The sequence below is a fragment of the Brassicibacter mesophilus genome (genome assembly GCF_050433385.1).
Taxonomy (GTDB): Bacteria; Bacillota; Clostridia; order Tissierellales; family Proteiniboraceae; genus Brassicibacter; species Brassicibacter mesophilus.
Map to the genome: position 1 here is coordinate 60,892 of NZ_JBNPXI010000018.1, position 17,581 is coordinate 78,472.

16 protein-coding genes are annotated in these 17,581 nt (G+C 32.0%); all 16 read left to right on the forward strand.

Going from position 1 to position 17,581, the window contains the following annotated elements:
* Window positions 1–22: 22 nt before the first annotated feature.
* The 16 genes from HNR33_RS16700 (at window position 23) to HNR33_RS16775 (ending at window position 17,574) form a co-directional block, all read left to right on the forward strand.
* Window positions 23–970: a ribose-phosphate pyrophosphokinase gene (locus tag HNR33_RS16700; protein ID WP_429085388.1), complete on the forward strand. Its 948-nt coding sequence runs from the start codon at window positions 23–25 to the stop codon at window positions 968–970.
* Between the two features lie 36 nt (window positions 971–1,006).
* Entirely contained in the window at window positions 1,007–1,567 is a 561-nt protein-coding gene (gene pth / locus HNR33_RS16705; RefSeq protein ID WP_429085390.1) for an aminoacyl-tRNA hydrolase, read from the forward strand.
* A gap of 61 nt (window positions 1,568–1,628) precedes the next feature.
* Window positions 1,629–5,165: a transcription-repair coupling factor gene (mfd, locus tag HNR33_RS16710; RefSeq protein ID WP_429085392.1), complete on the forward strand. Its 3,537-nt coding sequence runs from the start codon at window positions 1,629–1,631 to the stop codon at window positions 5,163–5,165.
* A 38-nt stretch (window positions 5,166–5,203) separates the two neighbouring features.
* Window positions 5,204–6,145 carry a peptidylprolyl isomerase gene (locus tag HNR33_RS16715; RefSeq protein ID WP_429085394.1) on the forward strand — a complete coding sequence of 314 codons (942 nt, stop codon included), beginning with the start codon at window positions 5,204–5,206 and terminating at the stop codon, window positions 6,143–6,145.
* Between the two features lie 160 nt (window positions 6,146–6,305).
* The gene (gene spoVT / locus HNR33_RS16720) at window positions 6,306–6,857 is read left to right on the forward strand and encodes a stage V sporulation protein T (RefSeq protein ID WP_429085396.1); all 552 of its coding nucleotides are present in this window, start codon (window positions 6,306–6,308) and stop codon (window positions 6,855–6,857) included.
* Between the two features lie 128 nt (window positions 6,858–6,985).
* On the forward strand, window positions 6,986–8,596 hold the full coding sequence (locus HNR33_RS16725) for a putative polysaccharide biosynthesis protein (RefSeq protein WP_429085398.1): 1,611 nt from the start codon (window positions 6,986–6,988) through the stop codon (window positions 8,594–8,596).
* Window positions 8,597–8,658: 62 nt separating this feature from the next.
* Window positions 8,659–10,143 (forward strand): bifunctional methyltransferase/pyrophosphohydrolase YabN, encoded by a 1,485-nt coding sequence (gene yabN, locus HNR33_RS16730; protein WP_429085400.1) that lies wholly within the window; start codon window positions 8,659–8,661, stop codon window positions 10,141–10,143.
* Window positions 10,144–10,232: 89 nt separating this feature from the next.
* Window positions 10,233–10,511 (forward strand): HU family DNA-binding protein, encoded by a 279-nt coding sequence (locus HNR33_RS16735; protein ID WP_074351213.1) that lies wholly within the window; start codon window positions 10,233–10,235, stop codon window positions 10,509–10,511.
* A gap of 88 nt (window positions 10,512–10,599) precedes the next feature.
* Entirely contained in the window at window positions 10,600–10,839 is a 240-nt protein-coding gene (locus tag HNR33_RS16740) for an RNA-binding S4 domain-containing protein (protein ID WP_429085403.1), read from the forward strand.
* A 146-nt stretch (window positions 10,840–10,985) separates the two neighbouring features.
* Window positions 10,986–11,273, forward strand: a complete 288-nt coding sequence (yabP, locus tag HNR33_RS16745) for a sporulation protein YabP (RefSeq protein ID WP_429085405.1) — start codon at window positions 10,986–10,988, stop codon at window positions 11,271–11,273.
* Between the two features lie 61 nt (window positions 11,274–11,334).
* Window positions 11,335–11,844, forward strand: coding sequence for a spore cortex biosynthesis protein YabQ (yabQ, locus tag HNR33_RS16750; protein ID WP_429085407.1), 510 nt, complete (start codon window positions 11,335–11,337; stop codon window positions 11,842–11,844).
* Between the two features lie 100 nt (window positions 11,845–11,944).
* Window positions 11,945–12,262 (forward strand): FtsB family cell division protein, encoded by a 318-nt coding sequence (locus HNR33_RS16755; RefSeq protein ID WP_429085409.1) that lies wholly within the window; start codon window positions 11,945–11,947, stop codon window positions 12,260–12,262.
* Between the two features lie 87 nt (window positions 12,263–12,349).
* Window positions 12,350–12,760: a S1 RNA-binding domain-containing protein gene (locus HNR33_RS16760; protein ID WP_429085411.1), complete on the forward strand. Its 411-nt coding sequence runs from the start codon at window positions 12,350–12,352 to the stop codon at window positions 12,758–12,760.
* 620 nt (window positions 12,761–13,380) lie between these two features.
* Window positions 13,381–15,774, forward strand: coding sequence for a stage II sporulation protein E (gene spoIIE, locus HNR33_RS16765; RefSeq protein WP_429085413.1), 2,394 nt, complete (start codon window positions 13,381–13,383; stop codon window positions 15,772–15,774).
* A gap of 105 nt (window positions 15,775–15,879) precedes the next feature.
* Window positions 15,880–16,611: a vWA domain-containing protein gene (locus HNR33_RS16770; RefSeq protein ID WP_429085415.1), complete on the forward strand. Its 732-nt coding sequence runs from the start codon at window positions 15,880–15,882 to the stop codon at window positions 16,609–16,611.
* Between the two features lie 60 nt (window positions 16,612–16,671).
* Window positions 16,672–17,574 (forward strand): protein kinase domain-containing protein, encoded by a 903-nt coding sequence (locus HNR33_RS16775; RefSeq protein ID WP_429085417.1) that lies wholly within the window; start codon window positions 16,672–16,674, stop codon window positions 17,572–17,574.
* Window positions 17,575–17,581: the final 7 nt, after the last annotated feature.

Below are 17,581 nucleotides of genomic sequence, written 5' to 3' on the forward strand. Positions count from 1 at the left end.
ATAAACAATAGGAGGAATTTAAATGAACATCAGCGGAAGAAACATAAAAATATTTTCAGGTAATGCAAATAGAGAGTTAGCTGAAAAAATATGTAATGAGCTAGGAGAAACTTTAGGTGATAGTGAGGTTGGTACCTTTAGCGACGGAGAGATATCTGTTAATATAAATGAGACTGTTAGAGGCTCAGATGTATTTGTTATTCAACCTACTTGTCCTCCGGTAAACAATAATTTAATGGAGCTCATAATATTAATGGATGCACTTAGAAGAGCATCAGCAGGTAGAATAAATGCTGTAGTTCCTTACTATGGATATGCAAGACAGGACAGAAAAGCAAAGGCAAGAGATCCAATTACTTCAAAGCTTGTTGCAAATGTGTTGACGGTAGCAGGTGCTGATAGAGTATTAAGTATGGATCTACATGCTGCACAGCTTCAAGGATACTTTGATATCCCTGTTGATCATTTATTAGGAGGGCCAATACTTGCAGAACATTTTAAAAACGTCGTTGACAAAGATACTGTAATAGTATCACCAGATGTTGGTGGAGTTCAAAGAGCAAGAAACTTTGCAAGTATATTAGACTTACCTATCGCTATAATTGAAAAAAGAAGACCAAAAGCTAATGTGTCAGAAGTTATGAACATAATAGGAGATGTAGAAGGAAAAGATGCGATTATTGTTGATGATATTATAGATACAGCGGGTTCAATGACTAAGGCTGCTAAAGTCTTAAAAGATTTTGGTGCTAAACGAGTATTTGCCTGCTGTACACATGCAGTATTATCAGGGCCTGCAATTGAAAGAATACAAGACTCAGTTATTGAAAAACTAGTTGTAACAGATACAATACCTTTAACAGAAGATAAGAAAATTAATCAAATCGAAGTAGTATCAGTTGCACCAATTTTTGCAGAAGCTATTAGACGTATTTATAAAAATGAGTCGGTAAGCAGAATATTTGACTAACAAATGACTTTGTACTAAATCTGAGGAGTTGGTTATTTGTACGCTGTAGTAGGCCTAGGCAATCCAGGTAGTAAATATAGAGGTACAAGACATAATGTTGGATTTAATACTATTGATTGCCTTGCACAAAGAAATAATACAAAAATTTCTAAGATAAAATTCAAAGCTATATATGGAGAAACTCAAATAGGTAATGAAAAGGTACTGCTGATAAAGCCTCAAACGTATATGAACAGAAGTGGAGAAAGTGTTATGGAAGTATATAACTTTTATAAGCTTCCGGTGGAGAAAATTATTGTAATAGTAGATGATATTGATATAAACTTCGGTTCATTGAGGATAAGAGCAAAAGGAAGTGCTGGTAGTCATAATGGGATGAAATCCATAATATATCAGCTTCAAAGCGATGCATTCCCAAGGGTAAAAATTGGAGTTGGAAAGCCTTTTGAAGGACAAGACCTTGCAGATTATGTGTTAGGTGGATTTAATAAAGAGGAAAGAGCAATAATAGATGAAACTATAGAAAAAGCAGCAAAAGCAGTAGAAAAAATCATTACAGACGGCATAAATGCTGCTATGAATAAGTACAACGGATAAAACTAATAGCCCAGGAAAAACTACCTGGGCTTAAAGTGTTTTCATTTAAGGAGCTGATTTAATGACTAGTAACATGTTTATAGATAATTTAAAAAATCTTTCTTCATATACTCAGCTAATGGATGAGATAGATAAGAAGTCTTCTCCTATCTCTCTTCACGGATTATCTGAAGAAAATATTGCACACATATCTTATGGAATAAATCAGCATCTAAATAAACAGATACTAATCATAACTTATGATGAGCTAAAAGCCAAGAAGATGATAGAGGATTTGAAACTTTTTAACGGTGAAAAAAGTGAACTATTTCCATCAAGAGAAGTAGTTTTTTATGATATAGAAGCGTATAGTCATGAAATATCACATCAAAGAATAAAAGTTCTTGATAGACTTGCAAAGGGTGAAAATATCATCGTTGTAGCACCCATTCAAGCTGTATTAAGTAAAATAATGAATGCACCAATAATTAGTAAGTACACCATAAATTTAGAATACGGCCAAGTTGTAAATCTATCTGAACTTTCAAGGCTTTTCACTGTACAGGGATATGATAGGGTGGATATGGTAGAAGGAAAGGGTCAATACAGTATACGTGGTGGAATAATTGACTTGTTTCCTATAAACTCAGAAAATCCTTATAGGATAGAGCTATTTGATGATGAGGTTGATTCAATAAGAGTTTTTGATTTGAAAAGCCAAAGGTCCGTTGCTAATGTTACAAGTATCCATATACCATTAGCAAATGAGTTGCTGATAGAAGAACATGAAAAGAATGATGTAGTAAAAAATATTGAAGCAGATTTAAATTCATCCATTAAGAAACTTCAAAAGAAGAATGAAACAGAAATACTGGATAGACTATCAGATAAATTTAGTTATTATATCAGTAGGATAAACAATGGATTAAGTATAGGGAATATTGATCTAATTATCCCATATATTAAGCATAATTTTTCGAATATTATAGATCACCTTAAAAATGACTCTTTAGTTATAGTGGATGAACCTCAAAGAATTGAGGAAAGCATAAAGGATATAAGAGAAGATTTTATAAACAAATATACTGATCTATTTGAAAGAGGCGAGGTATTAACAAAGCAACAGGATATATATCATTCATATGACAATGTAGTAAAACATATGAATGAAAAGATCTGTATTACCACAACTAACCTGCTAAGAAATAATCCTAGATTTAAACCTAGGTCTATAGTCAATTTTACTGTAAAAAGCATGCAATCTTTCCACAATAAAATTGATATGCTCATAGAAGAGTTGAAGTACTATAAATATCGTGGATATAAGACCATAATACTGTCAGGAACTGAAGATAGAGGAAGGAGGTTAGCTCAAAACCTTACTGATGGTGGAGTAGAATGTAATTATGTTGATGATCCATATAGGGAGATAAAATCAGGTCAAGTTTTTATAACATCTGGTACCATAGGCAGAGGCTTTGAATATTCAGCTCTAAAATTTGCATTAATTAGTGATAAAGAGGTCTTTGGCACTTATAAAAAGAGAAAGAGTACAAAATCTAGGAAAGATACTGCAAAAATTACCTCATTTACCGATCTTAAGCTAGGGGATTTTGTAGTACATGAAACACATGGTATAGGAAAATATGTAGGGATTGAACAACTAAAGGTTCAAGGCGTAACAAAGGATTATATGGCAATTAAATATACTGGTGAAGATAGACTGTACGTACCTGTCGATCAGATGAATCTTATTCAGAAATACATTGGTGCTGATTCTGTCCAGCCTAAGGTTAATAAATTGGGAAGCAGTGATTGGGTAAAAACAAAAACTAAGGTCAAAAAGGCTATTGAGGATATGGCACAAGACTTAATCAAGCTTTATGCAGTTAGACAGACGATTAAAGGGTATCGGTTTTCAGAAGATACGCCATGGCAGAAGCAGTTTGAAGATTCTTTTCCATATGAAGAAACAGATGATCAACTAAGATGTATAGAGGAAATTAAAAAGGATATGGAGAAAGCTAAGCCTATGGATAGACTTCTATGTGGAGATGTTGGGTATGGCAAGACAGAGGTTGCTTTGAGAGCTGCCTTTAAATCTGTAATGGACGGGAAACAGGCAGTATTTCTTGTTCCTACGACTATACTTGCACAACAACATTATAACACCCTGGTTGAAAGGTTTGGGCAGTTTCCTATAAAGATTGAAATGCTGAGTCGATTTAGAACTCCTACGCAACAGAAGAAAATAATTAATGATTTAAAAAGTGGTAATCTAGATATAGTCGTAGGAACACATAGATTACTCTCAAAGGATGTAAAGTACAAAGATTTAGGCTTATTAATAATTGATGAAGAGCAAAGATTTGGAGTTAAGCATAAGGAAGCCATAAAGATATTAAAGCAGTCAGTTGATGTATTGACTTTAACTGCTACACCTATACCTAGGACTCTGCATATGTCTCTCATTGGTATAAGAGATATGAGTGTCCTAGAAGAGCCGCCTGAGGAAAGATATCCAATTCAAACATATGTTTTAGAATATAGTGACCAGTTAGTCAGGGATGCAATAGTAAAAGAATTGAATAGGAATGGGCAAGTGTATTTTTTATACAACAGAGTACAAAGTATACAGCAATTTGCTTCAAGAATAAAGAAGCTAGTGCCTGATGCAAGAATAGCTATTGGACATGGTCAAATGAGTGAGAGAGAGTTAGAGAAAGTAATGATAGATTTTTTGAATCGTGACTACGATGTGTTAGTTTGCACAACGATTATTGAAACTGGATTAGATATACCAAATGTAAATACAATAATTATTCATGATTCTGATAAAATGGGATTATCACAGCTATATCAGCTTAGAGGAAGAGTAGGTAGATCGAATAGAGTTGCTTTCGCATACTTCACATATGAGAGAAATAAGGTATTGTCAGAAGTGGCAGAAAAGAGATTGAAGGCAATTAAAGAATTTACAGAGTTTGGATCAGGATTTAAGATAGCCATGAGAGATCTGGAGATTAGAGGTACTGGTAACTTGCTGGGGGCTGAGCAGCATGGACAAATGGCAGCTATAGGATACGATTTGTATGTTAAATATCTAGATGACACCATAAAGAAGCTTAGTGGAGAAGTGTTCGTAGAAGAAATTGAAACAACTATCGAATTAAATGTTGATGGATATATACCAGATAAATATATTAAAAATGAAGAGCAGAAAGTTGAGGTATATAAAAGGATTTCTGCTATTGATAATAAAGAAGACTACTCAGATATACTCGAGGAAATCATAGATAGATTTGGAGATTTACCTAGAGAAGTTTCTAACTTGCTTAAAATATCATACATTAAAACTTTGTGCAATAAAGCAAAAATCACTTCAATACTACAGGTAAACCAGTTTGTGAAATTGGAGTTTATCAATTCATCTTATATAACACCTAATTTAATCAATGAGATGATATTAAACTTCGGAAAGAGGATGACATTTGATGTATCTAAAACTCCATATTTTAAATATAAGCTCATAGGAAATACTCAGGAGGATGTATTATCAGAACTTGAAACTGTTGTTGAAAAAATTAGCAGTTTTCATGTTGGGACAATTGAGATATAATGTAACTAGATATGTATACTATAAGGGAGAGGATATAATTGGCAGTAAAATGGAATAAACGAGTTATGCTCATAACAATATTGGTACTTGTTGCTTCAATGGTATTAGCGGGTTGTAACAAGTCAAATGAAGATGCAGTTGCAAAGGTAAATGGACAGTATGTATTAAAGGCTGACTTCGATAAGAACTTTGATATGCTAAAGAAGACTTATGAAGCTAGCTTTGGTTCTGATATAATGTCTAAAAGCGCTGGAAATGGAAAGACAATAGAAGAAACACTTAAAGAAAAGATTTTGGAAAAACTTATCATAGAAGAGATAATACTTCAAAATGCAGAAAAATCAAAAGTTAAAGTTACAGATGAAGATGTTACAAAAGAAATAGATAACTATAAAAACTTAGTAGGTGGAGATGAAGGGTTTCAAGAGTTTTTAGAGAAGAATAACATGACAGAAGATTTCTTTAAAAAAGGTATGAAAAGAGAAATGATCATGGAAGGCTTCAAGGAGAACTTCATAAAGACACTTAATTTTTCAGATGAAGACATAGAAAAACAATTTAACGAGAATAAAGATTCATATATATCAGTAAGAGCTAGTCATATTTTAGTTGAGAAAGAAAGTGAAGCAAAAGATATACTTAATAAACTTAAAAATGGCGAAGATTTTGCAGAGTTAGCAAAACAGAATTCTATTGATCCAGGAACAGCACAAAATGGCGGAGACTTGGGATATTTCTCTAAAGGGGAAATGGTGCCAGAGTTTGAAAAAGTAGCGTTTGAATTGAAGCCAGGTGAGATAAGTGATGTGATAAAGTCAGACTATGGATATCATATTATTAAAGTGATGGATAAGCAGGATACTTTACAACAGCTTAAGGATCAAGTTGTTCAGCAGCTTCAGAATAAAAAATATGATGAAAAACTTAACAAGCTGCATGATGATTCCAAAATAGAAATCTTAATGAGTGAGACTAAATAATAAAAACCGCTATTATTAGCGGTTTTTTTATGTGGTGAATAACAGATAATTCCGGATCTTTATAATAAATTTCCATGTATGTATAAAATAATCTCAATAGTAAAATAATAATGTCACAAGGATTTGTTATATATTGACTATATAGTGAGGAGGGAACAAAATGAAAGCTACAGGAATTGTAAGAAGAATAGATGATTTAGGCAGAGTAGTTATCCCTAAAGAAATTAGACGTACTCTTAGAATAAGAGAAGGAGATCCTTTAGAGATATTCACCGACAGAGAAGGCGAGGTAATTTTGAAAAAGTATTCGCCTATTGGTGAATTAAATGAATTTGCTACTGAATATTCAGAATCACTATATGAGAATCTAGGACATATGGCGGTTATTTGTGATAGAGATACTATAGTCGCTATTGCTGGAGGATCAAAAAAGGAATACATGGATAAAAGAGTAAGTCCTGAGCTTGAAAGGATAATGGAAAGTAAGGAGCTATATGAGGCTACAGGCAATAATAAACCAATCAGATTAGCTTCTGATGAACTAAATCCAGAGAAATTTACGAGTCAAATTATTGTACCGATTGTGACACAAGGTGACCCGATAGGAGCAGTTGTTATTACTAGCAAAGAGCCTAATACAAAAATGGGAGAAATAGAAATAAAGCTTGCACAAACAGCAGCAGGATTTCTAGCAAAACAAATGGAACATTGATATTTTCCACATAGCCTACCTTATGGTAGGCTTATATTTTTGTATTATTTTATTTAATATGCACTCTAATTCTGATATAATAATATCTGTTATTAAGAATATGAAAAATAGGAGCTAGGAGGCAATTTATGACTAAGGAGAATTTTCTAAAGGGGGCCGCTATACTGGGTGTAGCAGGCATACTTGTTAAGATATTAGGTGCATTTTATAGGATACCTCTATCAAATATGATTTCGGACCAAGGTATGGGGTATTATCAGACAGCATATCCACTATATGTATTATTAGTAGCAGTATCCACATCAGGATTCCCAACAGCTATTGCTAAAATTGTATCAGAGAAAAGAGCTCTTCATGATTATGTAGGAGCTCATAAGGTATTTAAGGTCTCCTTCTTGGGTTTTTTATTGGCAGGAATATTAACATCAGCATTTGTTTTCTTTGGAGCAGGTTATATAGTTAAAGTTATTGGAAATACCAATGCATATTACTCATTGCTTGCAATGACTCCAGCTCTATTATTTGTACCTATAATGTCTGCGTTTAGAGGATATTTTCAGGGTAGACAGGTAATGACACCGACTGCAATATCACAGTTTATTGAACAGCTATTTAGAGTTGCAATTGGACTATTCTTAGCTTATCAGCTTTTAGACAAGGGGCTTCCTCAAGCTGCAGGAGGTGCTTCATTTGGAGCCTCAGCAGGTGCCATAGCAGGGACTATTATTATAATAAGTTTATATGCTAGAGAAAGAAAAAAAATTGGTGAAGAGTTAAACCGAAGTGCATCTTACAAGCAGGAAAGTACTGGTACTATTATAAAGAATATATTAGCAATTGCAATACCAATAACAATCGGTGCTTCTATAGTTCCAATTATGACTACCATAGATACTATGTTAATAATGAGAAGACTTCAAGCTATAGGATATACGGAGGCTCAAGCCTCAGGGCTTTTCGGACAGCTCTCAGGTAATGCACAGACACTCATCAACCTTCCACAAGTACTATCGGTCGCTATTGCAATGAGTCTCGTACCTGCCATATCAGATGCATTTGCTAAGAGAAGTTATAATGATGTAAAGAACATAACTACTTCTGGTGTAAGAGTTACCCTACTTATAGGACTTCCAGCAGCATTAGGGTTATTTATTTTATCTACACCGATAATTCAGTTATTGTATTTTAAATATGATTTAGCTACTCAGCTGAGTACAGGTGCAATACTTAAGATTTTATCAATAAGCTTGATATTTTTAACATTAGTACAATCATTTACAGCCATACTGCAAGGATTAGGAAAACCAATGGTTCCAGTGAAAAACCTTGCAATAGGTGCTATAATAAAGACAATCTTAACTTATATTCTGACGGGTATACCAGCTGTTAATGTAAAGGGCGCAGCAATTAGTACAGTAGTAGCATATTTTATAGCAGCTATGCTAAACTTTATAGAAGTAAAAAAATATACTAAGGCAGATTTTAAGATAATGGATGTGTTTATTAAGCCATTACTGTCAGTAGCATTGATGACAATTGCTGTTTGGTTAGGTTATACTTATACAGCTTCTGTCCTTGGAAGTAAACTTGCTACAGTTGTTGCTATCTGTATAGGTGCTATAGTATATGGATTAGCGTTACTATTAACGGGAGCTATTACATCAGAGGACTTTGAACTTCTTCCTAAAGGAAATAAGCTAGCAAGTAAGCTAAAATCTATTGGATTACTAAGAAACTAATAAGCTAGGTATAACCCCAGCTTATTTTGTCAATGATAAGACTAAATATGGAGGATTTTAACATGGGTAAGATAGTAGTGATAGGATTAGGTCCTGGAGACATAAATTCTTTAACTATAGGAGCTGTAGAAAGGATGTCAGATAGTAATAAAGTTTTTCTTAGAACAGAAAAGCATCCTACAGTTAGTTACTTGAAAAACAAGAGCATATATTATGAATCATACGATTACGTATATGATGAAAAACAAGATTTTGATCAAGTTTATAATTTTATTGCTGAAGACCTAGTGAAAAAGTCAAAAGAATATGGTATCATTAATTATTGCGTACCTGGTCATCCGTTAGTTGCAGAAAAAACAGTATCTTTATTGATAGACAAAGAAAAACATAATGAAGTTAGTCTAGAAATTATTCCTGGACTTAGCTTTATAGAGCCTGTTATTTTGTCTATTGGACATGATCCAGTTAATGGTCTTAAAATAATAGATGGGCTAAACATTGATGAACAAACTGTCGATATAAATACTGACAACCTAATTACGCAAGTGTATAATAGAATACGAGCATCAGAGATAAAGCTCTCTTTAATGGATATATATGATGATGAGTATGATATCTATGTAATTAAGTCTGCGGGAATTAAAGAAGAGGAAAAGATAGAAAAAATTCCTTTATATATGCTTGATAGACTAGAATGGATAGATTATCTTACAACCATTTATATACCAAAAGCAGATAAAATAAGCAAAAATAGATATGACATGAATAATTTGATTAGAATTATGGAAATATTAAGAAGTAATAAAGGATGTCCCTGGGATGCTAAGCAAACACACCTTTCTCTTAGAGAATATGTCTTAGAGGAAGCTTATGAGGTTGTAGATGCCATAGACAATGATGATATAGATGGACTGTCAGAAGAACTGGGAGATTTGCTTTTACAGGTTGTATTCCACAGTCAGATTGCTAGGGAAGAGGGGTACTTCAATATTTTAGATGTTATATCAGGAATATGTCAAAAGCTTATTTATAGGCATCCTCATGTGTTTAAAGATGTAAAGGCAGATAATTCAGATGAGGCTATTGAGAGCTGGAACAGCATGAAGGACAAGGAAAAAAATATCACTAGTTATACAGAAAGATTAAAGAGTATTCCTAAAGGTTTCCCTTCACTTTTAAAAAGCTATAAGGTCCAAAAAAGAGCAGCTGATGTTGGTTTTGACTGGGATGATATCACAGGCGCAATGGATAAGCTTGAAGAAGAATATGGGGAAGTAATAAAGGAGTTTAATGCAAATGATAAAGAAAAGCTAGAAGAAGAACTAGGTGATTTGTTTTTTGCTATAGTAAATGTATGTAGATTTTTAGACATTAATCCCGAAAATGCCATAAATAAGACTATTAACAAATTTATCGATAGGTTTGAATTTATCGAAAAAGAAAGCATCAAGCAAGGAAAAGACTTAAAAAACATGACATTAAAAGAGATGGATGAGCTTTGGGAAATAGCAAAAATACATAAAAATAAAAAAAATGATAAAAAATAGTACTGAAAAGAAGGATTTTGCTTAAAAACATAGAATATGCTTATACGTATTCAATTTCAAATTTACATTGAAAATAAGGAGGTTTTATTGTGAACAAAGCTGAATTAGTAGCTAGCATGGCAGAAAAAAGCAATTTAACTAAGAAAGATGCAGAGAGCGCTTTAAATGCATTTATGAAAAGCGTTGAGGAAGCATTAGCAGGTGGGGAAAAGGTGCAATTAGTTGGATTTGGTACTTTCGAAGTAAGAGAAAGAAAAGCTAGAGAAGGTAGAAACCCAAGAAATCCAGAAGAAGTTATCAAAATACCAGCATCTTCAGCTCCAGTATTCAAGGCTGGCAAAACTTTAAAAGAAGCAGTTAACAAATAAGAGAATCAGGTCAGTGACCTGATTTTTTTATAGCACTATGAATTTACAGTTTTCCAGCATATTATTTATATGCAGCGAGGTGGAGTATATGAGGATTGATAAATTTTTAAAAAATGCAAGGATTATTAAAAGAAGAACAATTGCCAAGGAAGCTTGTGAACAAGGTAGAGTTATGGTTAATGGCAAGGAGGCAAAGCCAGGCACTGAACTAAAAATTGGAGATGTTATAGAGATTAATTTTGGGACAAATACGGTTAAAGTAGAGGTCTTAGAACTGCTAGAGCATGTTCCAAAGGATAAAGCAGAAAGCCTATATAAAACTTTATAAAATGTTAATGTCGGGTGTTAATTTATATGTGCACAAAAACATAGTGTACATGTGATTAACACCCGATTTTCGTTTTTAAAACTTGGTATAAATATAAGTATAGCAACATATTCTTTAACATGAACATATAGAAAGGAGGATTATTAATGAATGATAATAAAGGGATAGGAAAAAGTCAAAATATCATATTGGAAAATAGAGAAAAACTTAGCATATCTGGAGTAGAGCATGTAGACAGTTTCAATGATAATACAATAGTTCTTGCAACATTAAGAGGAGGTATGATAGTAAAAGGTGCTTCACTGAACATAAGCAAGCTAAATCTTGAAGATGGAAATGTAATAATTGAAGGCAACATTAATAGTGTAGTATACAATAACAAAGACTTATCAGGTACAAAGGGAAATGGGCTACTAGGAAAGATGTTCAAATAATATAAAGGTTTTCATATATTGTATTATTTATGGTAGACAGTGTTTTATACGAGGTGATATGATGGATAATTCTATCCAAAGTCAAGCCTATATTTTTTTTGCCACTTTGTATGGGGGAATAATAATTGGCTTTTTATATGACATATATAGGATTTTTAGGTACTATGCGAAACCTAAGAAAGTAGCCACATTTATTGAGGACTTGGTTTTTTGGTTAATTGTATCAGTTATTTCACTTTTTATATTGATATTTAGTAATTGGGGTGAAATAAGAGGATATGTTTTTTTAGGGTTTATTAGCGGTGCCTTTCTCTATTATAGAATTTTAAGTAAACCAATCATTACTATCTTGGTACATGTTGTTAACTTTATAGTAAAAGTAATAAAATATATATTTAGTATTTTATTTTTTCCTTTCAGAGTTATAGTGAAACATTTATATGTACCTTATACGAAAGTAGCTTCAAAAGCTAGCAGGAGTCGTAGGAAAGTAAAAAAACTATTTAAATTACCATTTTTAGTTATTACTGACATAAAAAAATATGCTATGACAATGTTAAAGAAAAAATAGCAAAATATAGTTACCCGTTTAAGAGGATTTTATAATAGAATATAGAAATAAATAAGTGGAAGAAATATTCATAATAAGAATTAGAAAAAGGGTGAATTATATGGCTTCAAAAAAGCAGAAGAAAATTAGAATAAGACATATAATAGCTTTAGTTGTTATAATATATATTGGTTCAACATTTATAAAGCAGCAAAGCATAATAAACAAACTAAGCGGTGAAAAAGAGCAAAAGCAACAAGAGATTACTAGCTTAAAAAACGATATAAAGAGTCTGGAAGGAAAAATTAAATATACAGATTCATTAGAGTATATTGAGAAGATCGCTAGAGAAGAGCTGAAAATGATAAAGCCAGATGAGATTATATATATAGATAAGGATAAGAATAAGGATAAGTTTATAAAGGGCATAGGTGACTAACTTTTTCAGATTGACATATCTACTGTTATAATATATACTTAAGTAGGTTGTAATAGATAAAATTTTTAAAGGAGGAGTCTTTAATTTATGCCCGTTTTAGTAGGTAACGTAGTTGAAGGTACAGTAACAGGAATAACGAATTTTGGTGCATTTATTCAGCTTCCAGAAGGAAAAACTGGATTGGTTCATATTTCTGAGATATCACATGACTATGTAAATAATGTAAATGACTATTTAAAGAAAGACCAAAAAGTCAAGGTAAAGGTATTATCTATTAGTGAAGAAGGGAAAATAAGCCTATCAATAAGACAAGCACAGCCAAAAAAAGTTTCTACGAGGCCAGCTGAAGTAGATTGGGGTAAAACAGACGATAAGCAAAGATATATGTCTTTTGAAGATAAGATGGCGAAATTTTTAAAAGATAGTACGGAAAAGCAAGACCAGCTCAAAAAGAAAGATTCTAAAAGAGGTTTTGGTGCTAAAAACCGTAAAATATAGAGAATTGACCGGGTAAATACCCGGTTTTTTAGCGAGATAATAAAGTCTTCTATAAATTTATAGAAGGCTTTATTATTTTTTTGCCGACAAAATCATACCTAGTTTTAATGAACAGTACATTAACCTGTATTAATTTTAGGTATACACTTGAACCTTATATTAAGGTCAACCTTTAAGAATAGTATTTTGCTGAGAATAAAAGTGAAAATAGAACTAATGGCTATAATTAATATAAATAACTGATATAAAACTATATTAAGCTCATTTCTTTTCAAAAGAGTACTATTATAAACAAACTTTCATCAACAAGTTAGTAAATAGGTGGGATAACGATAATATAACAAAATTATACATTAAATCTGAATTGATAATATATAAAACAATATCAAATAAAATAATGTCGATTGCTGAGAATACCTATAACAAGAAGTCTGTTATAGGTGTTGTTGTTGTATATATTTAATTAACTTAATATAACTTGAAGATAAAAAAATGAATTTAATTGATAAAACAAACATTTTTATTGTCAAAAAGTTTTTTTTATATACAACCTCTGTTGACAAATATTTTGGTAGACATTTGTTACAATAACCTCAATTATAGATTGGGTGGTGGAATTAGTGATAAATAAAATGGAAATGCTCCCTTCAAAAAATAGTAATGATGAACTGAAAAGGGCACAAGTATTAAGAAATATAAAAGAAATACTTGATAAAATTTATGCCGAAATATTATTAATTAGTTTGCTTTCATTCTTTATTGCAAGAGCAACAATCATGGACGACCTGACACCGTTTGGAGTAGCTTTTTTGTCGGCTTATTTGGTTAAATATGGCAGCTCCTTATCTATGCCTATTTTTATATCATTTGGCATATTAAATATCCATGGTGCTAATTGCGTTCAATATATCATTCCAGTATGGTTTATATTTTTCAGTTACAAGGCTATGCAAAGCAAGCTAGATAAGAGTACTTTAAAAATGTCAATTTTTACTTGTATATCATTTATATTATTAAAATCTATGTATATTTTAGTAAATGACTATTATCTTTATGATATTTTAATGACTATATTCGAAGGAATTATAGTTTTCACACTTACATATATATTTACCTACAGTATACCTACTGTTAAAGACAAATACAGCCGGGTCTTTACTAGTGAAGAATTGATATGCAGCGCTATTATGCTGGCCCTTGCAATATCAGGATTAGGAAGCCTATCTATACTTGGAGTTTCGATAAAGAATATTGTAGGTGTATTTCTTGTTATTCTATTTGCTTATAACAAAGGTGCTTCGGTAGGAACTGTAGCAGGAATCACAATAGGACTAGTAACCTCTATGTCACAAACAAATCTACCTCTAGTGATATCAGTGTATGGATTTTCTGGACTTCTAGCTGGATTATTTAAAGATATTGGAAAGGTAGGATGTTGCGTTGGTTTTGTAATAGGAAGCATGATAATGTCATTTTACATAGAAGGATCTATACAAACTATGCTAAAGCTTAAAGAAATAGTACTAGCTATAATCCTTTTTATACTTGTTTCAAACATACCAAAAGGGCTAAAGAGTAAGATTATGATTGGTGTATCAAAATCAAACCATGTAGAAGAAGCATATACTAGTAGGCTTAAAGATGTAACCCATAATAGACTTACAGAAATTGCACAGGTGTTCGAGGAGTTAGGTGCAACTTTCCAAAGAGTATCAGATAAGCAGAGGATAGTAGAACAAAACGATATATCTAGACTTGTTGATACAGTAGTTAATGATGTTTGTAAGAACTGCGCAATGTGTAAGTTTTGTTGGGAAAGTGACTTTTATACTACATATCATTCTATGTTTGATATTATGAGCTTAATAGAACTCAGAGGAGAAATTACACCAGATACATTACCTGAAAACTTTATAAAAAGGTGCATTAAGACTGGTCTTATAGCAAGCAAATGTAATTATTTGTTCGATATGTATAAGGTTGATTATAAATGGGAGAGTAAGATTATTGAAAGTAGACAATTAGTTTCACAACAATTGGATGGGGTGTCCAAGATTATAAAGGATCTGGCAGAACAAATATATAGCGATGTCAGATTCAAGCAAGATGTAGAAAAAACAATATTTGCTGAGCTTAGAAATATTGGACTAGATATTATCAATGTAACCGTAACAGAAGTAGAAGGAGATGATTTTGAGATATTCATAGAAATGAGAACATGCACTGGAAATATGCAAATTGATGACATTGTGTCTATGGTATCAGATATTATTGGAGTTCAGCTTACACATGATAAATTTAAATCTGCAACACATACTAATGAAAGCACATTGAAATTTAAACTCATAAAATCTAATCGCTTTAGAGCTATAACTAAGATAGCGAAAGCTGATGATGGGTTCAATTATATTTCTGGTGATAGCTATACATTTGGTGAACGGAAAAATAATTACTTTGTAGCATTGAGCGATGGAATGGGAGTAGGTCATAAAGCAAATCAAGAAAGCGATATAACTATTTCTTTACTTGAAAAATTTCTGGAAGCAGGTTTTGACAAAGAGTTAGCTTTAAAAACTATTAACTCTATACTAGTACTAAAGTCAACTGATGAAATGCTTGCAACCATAGACATGTCAATAATTGACTTGTATTCAGGGAAAAGTCAATTTGTAAAGATTGGGTCAGCACCGACATTTATAAAAAGAAGAAATAAAGTTCAGATAATAAATGCTCATTCATTGCCAGTGGGAATTTTAAAGGACGTAGACTTTCAAGTCTATGAAGAAAAAATTGATGATGGAGACTTTATTATAACAATGTCAGATGGTATATTAGATGCCAACATAAAAGCAGACGATAAGGAAAAGTGGATGTCAGATGTGATTCAAAGCATCAATAGTGTAAATCCTCAGAAAATAGCTAATAAAATTGTAGATACGGCACTAGAATCATGTGATTATAAAAGTAAAGATGATATGACAGTTCTTGTTACAAAGGTTTGGAGAAGAAGATAGTTTTTTCATATCCCCTCATATATATATTTGGACTAGCATATATATTAGTGTATATAAACTACAAGTATGGAAATAATCATAAAAAACAACCTGAGGGGGGTTACTATGGAAAAGAATATAGAGTTTAAACAGATAATACTAGCTACTGACGGGGGATCAAATGTTGGCAGTAATCCAGTTATTATAGCTGAAGAAGGTCATAAAAGCGGAGTAACAATAAGTACTATTGGGATTGTTGATAGTCTTAATAAAGAAACTCCAATGACAGAAATACAGAATATAGCTTTGGCTGGAGGTGGGATATGGGAGATGTCTGATATTAATAGCCTGACATCTGCTATGAGCATGGTAACAATGAAGTCAGTCCATATGACTATAGAGCAGGCTGTAAATAAAGAACTAAAACAGATTGTTGGAACAGAGTTTAAAGATATGCATCCTAGCTCTAGAAAAAAAGTTACCGATATTATAGACAAGTTGGGGGATGAAATTAATATTAAATGCTGCGTTGTTATTGATTGTAGTGGAAGCATGGTTAATAAAATTAATATATCAAAGCATAGTATAATCAATTTACTCAGAGTATTAAGCAGCAGGAAAGGCAAAACCTCTATATCAGTTATAGGCTATCCTGGAGTAGATAATCGACTGTATGATATACTTTGTGATTTTACTGAAGATATATCCGAACTAGAAGAAGCCTTAATAAAAATACAGACAGGTGGAACTACTCCAACAGGACCAGCCCTTGATGCAGCGATAAAAATGTTAAATGGAGAAATTACCGGTTTATATGTAGATGAAGAGGATACATTGTTAAGGAGCAACATAGTATAATCTATAAGCCTACAAATCAAAATTGATTTTGTAGGCTTATTTTATGAAAAGAGGGTATATATGGTGAATATAGGACGGTTTTTAACTGGAAAATGGAATGGAAATAGATATGAAATACTATATAAACTTGGAGAAGGTGGAATAGGGTCTGTATACAAGGTTAGGGACAATGTAGGAAAGTATAGGGCATTAAAGCTCAGCAAAGAAGTTACATCAATAACAAGAGAATACAATGTTTTGAAAGCGCTTGAGCAGCTTGAATGTGTCCCAAAGGTATATGAGATAGATGATTATCAAAGAAATGGAGAAGTGTACTATTTTTTTGTTATGGATTTCGTTGACGGATACAATTTAAAACAGTTTCTTGGTAAAACTAATATAAAATTAAAAGAAATAATAAAGATTGGAATCATTCTATTGAACATATTAGAAAAAATATATAAAATGGGGTATATATATTCTGATATAAAACTAGAAAATATTATGCTAGATAAAAATAGAAAAAATATAACAATTATTGACTTTGGTGGTGCTGTGGAAGAACAATATGGTGTTAGAGAATATACTCCAACGTATAATATGCTTTCCTGGGGAGTATGCTTAGATAAAAAATATCCTGAAAACATAATTTTTAGTGTTACCATGATAATGATAAATATGATGACCAAAGACGAATTTAACCCAATATTGAATAGTATTAAGCAAGTTATAGACAAACTTTACTTGCTTAAAATACACGCACAACTAAAAAAAGTATTACGAAAAGCCCTAAATGGAGGTTATAATAATATTGACATATACATAGAACAATTAAGAGCTTCTATGAAACTATGTAATAATAGTTGTGATTTTTGTTACAGCAATAAAGTGATTAGTAAGTATAATATAATTGCAAACGTTGTTTTTGCAATAGGAATAATACTATTCATAACTGCTATTATTACTGGTGTATACTTGCTGTAGTTGATTT

Excerpts from the sequence above, each read along its gene's own strand:
- HNR33_RS16740 (WP_429085403.1), top strand. The coding sequence starts at position 10,600 with ATGAGGATTGATAAATTTTTAAAAAATGCAAGGATTATTAAAAGAAGA.
- HNR33_RS16760 (WP_429085411.1), top strand. The coding sequence starts at position 12,350 with ATGCCCGTTTTAGTAGGTAACGTAGTTGAAGGTACAGTAACAGGAATA.
- spoVT (WP_429085396.1), top strand. The coding sequence starts at position 6,306 with ATGAAAGCTACAGGAATTGTAAGAAGAATAGATGATTTAGGCAGAGTA.
- yabN (WP_429085400.1), top strand. The coding sequence starts at position 8,659 with ATGGGTAAGATAGTAGTGATAGGATTAGGTCCTGGAGACATAAATTCT.
- HNR33_RS16725 (WP_429085398.1), top strand. The coding sequence starts at position 6,986 with ATGACTAAGGAGAATTTTCTAAAGGGGGCCGCTATACTGGGTGTAGCA.
- HNR33_RS16700 (WP_429085388.1), top strand. The coding sequence starts at position 23 with ATGAACATCAGCGGAAGAAACATAAAAATATTTTCAGGTAATGCAAAT.
- mfd (WP_429085392.1), top strand. The coding sequence starts at position 1,629 with ATGACTAGTAACATGTTTATAGATAATTTAAAAAATCTTTCTTCATAT.
- HNR33_RS16755 (WP_429085409.1), top strand. The coding sequence starts at position 11,945 with ATGGCTTCAAAAAAGCAGAAGAAAATTAGAATAAGACATATAATAGCT.
- HNR33_RS16775 (WP_429085417.1), top strand. The coding sequence starts at position 16,672 with ATGGTGAATATAGGACGGTTTTTAACTGGAAAATGGAATGGAAATAGA.
- yabP (WP_429085405.1), top strand. The coding sequence starts at position 10,986 with ATGAATGATAATAAAGGGATAGGAAAAAGTCAAAATATCATATTGGAA.
- HNR33_RS16770 (WP_429085415.1), top strand. The coding sequence starts at position 15,880 with ATGGAAAAGAATATAGAGTTTAAACAGATAATACTAGCTACTGACGGG.
- yabQ (WP_429085407.1), top strand. The coding sequence starts at position 11,335 with ATGGATAATTCTATCCAAAGTCAAGCCTATATTTTTTTTGCCACTTTG.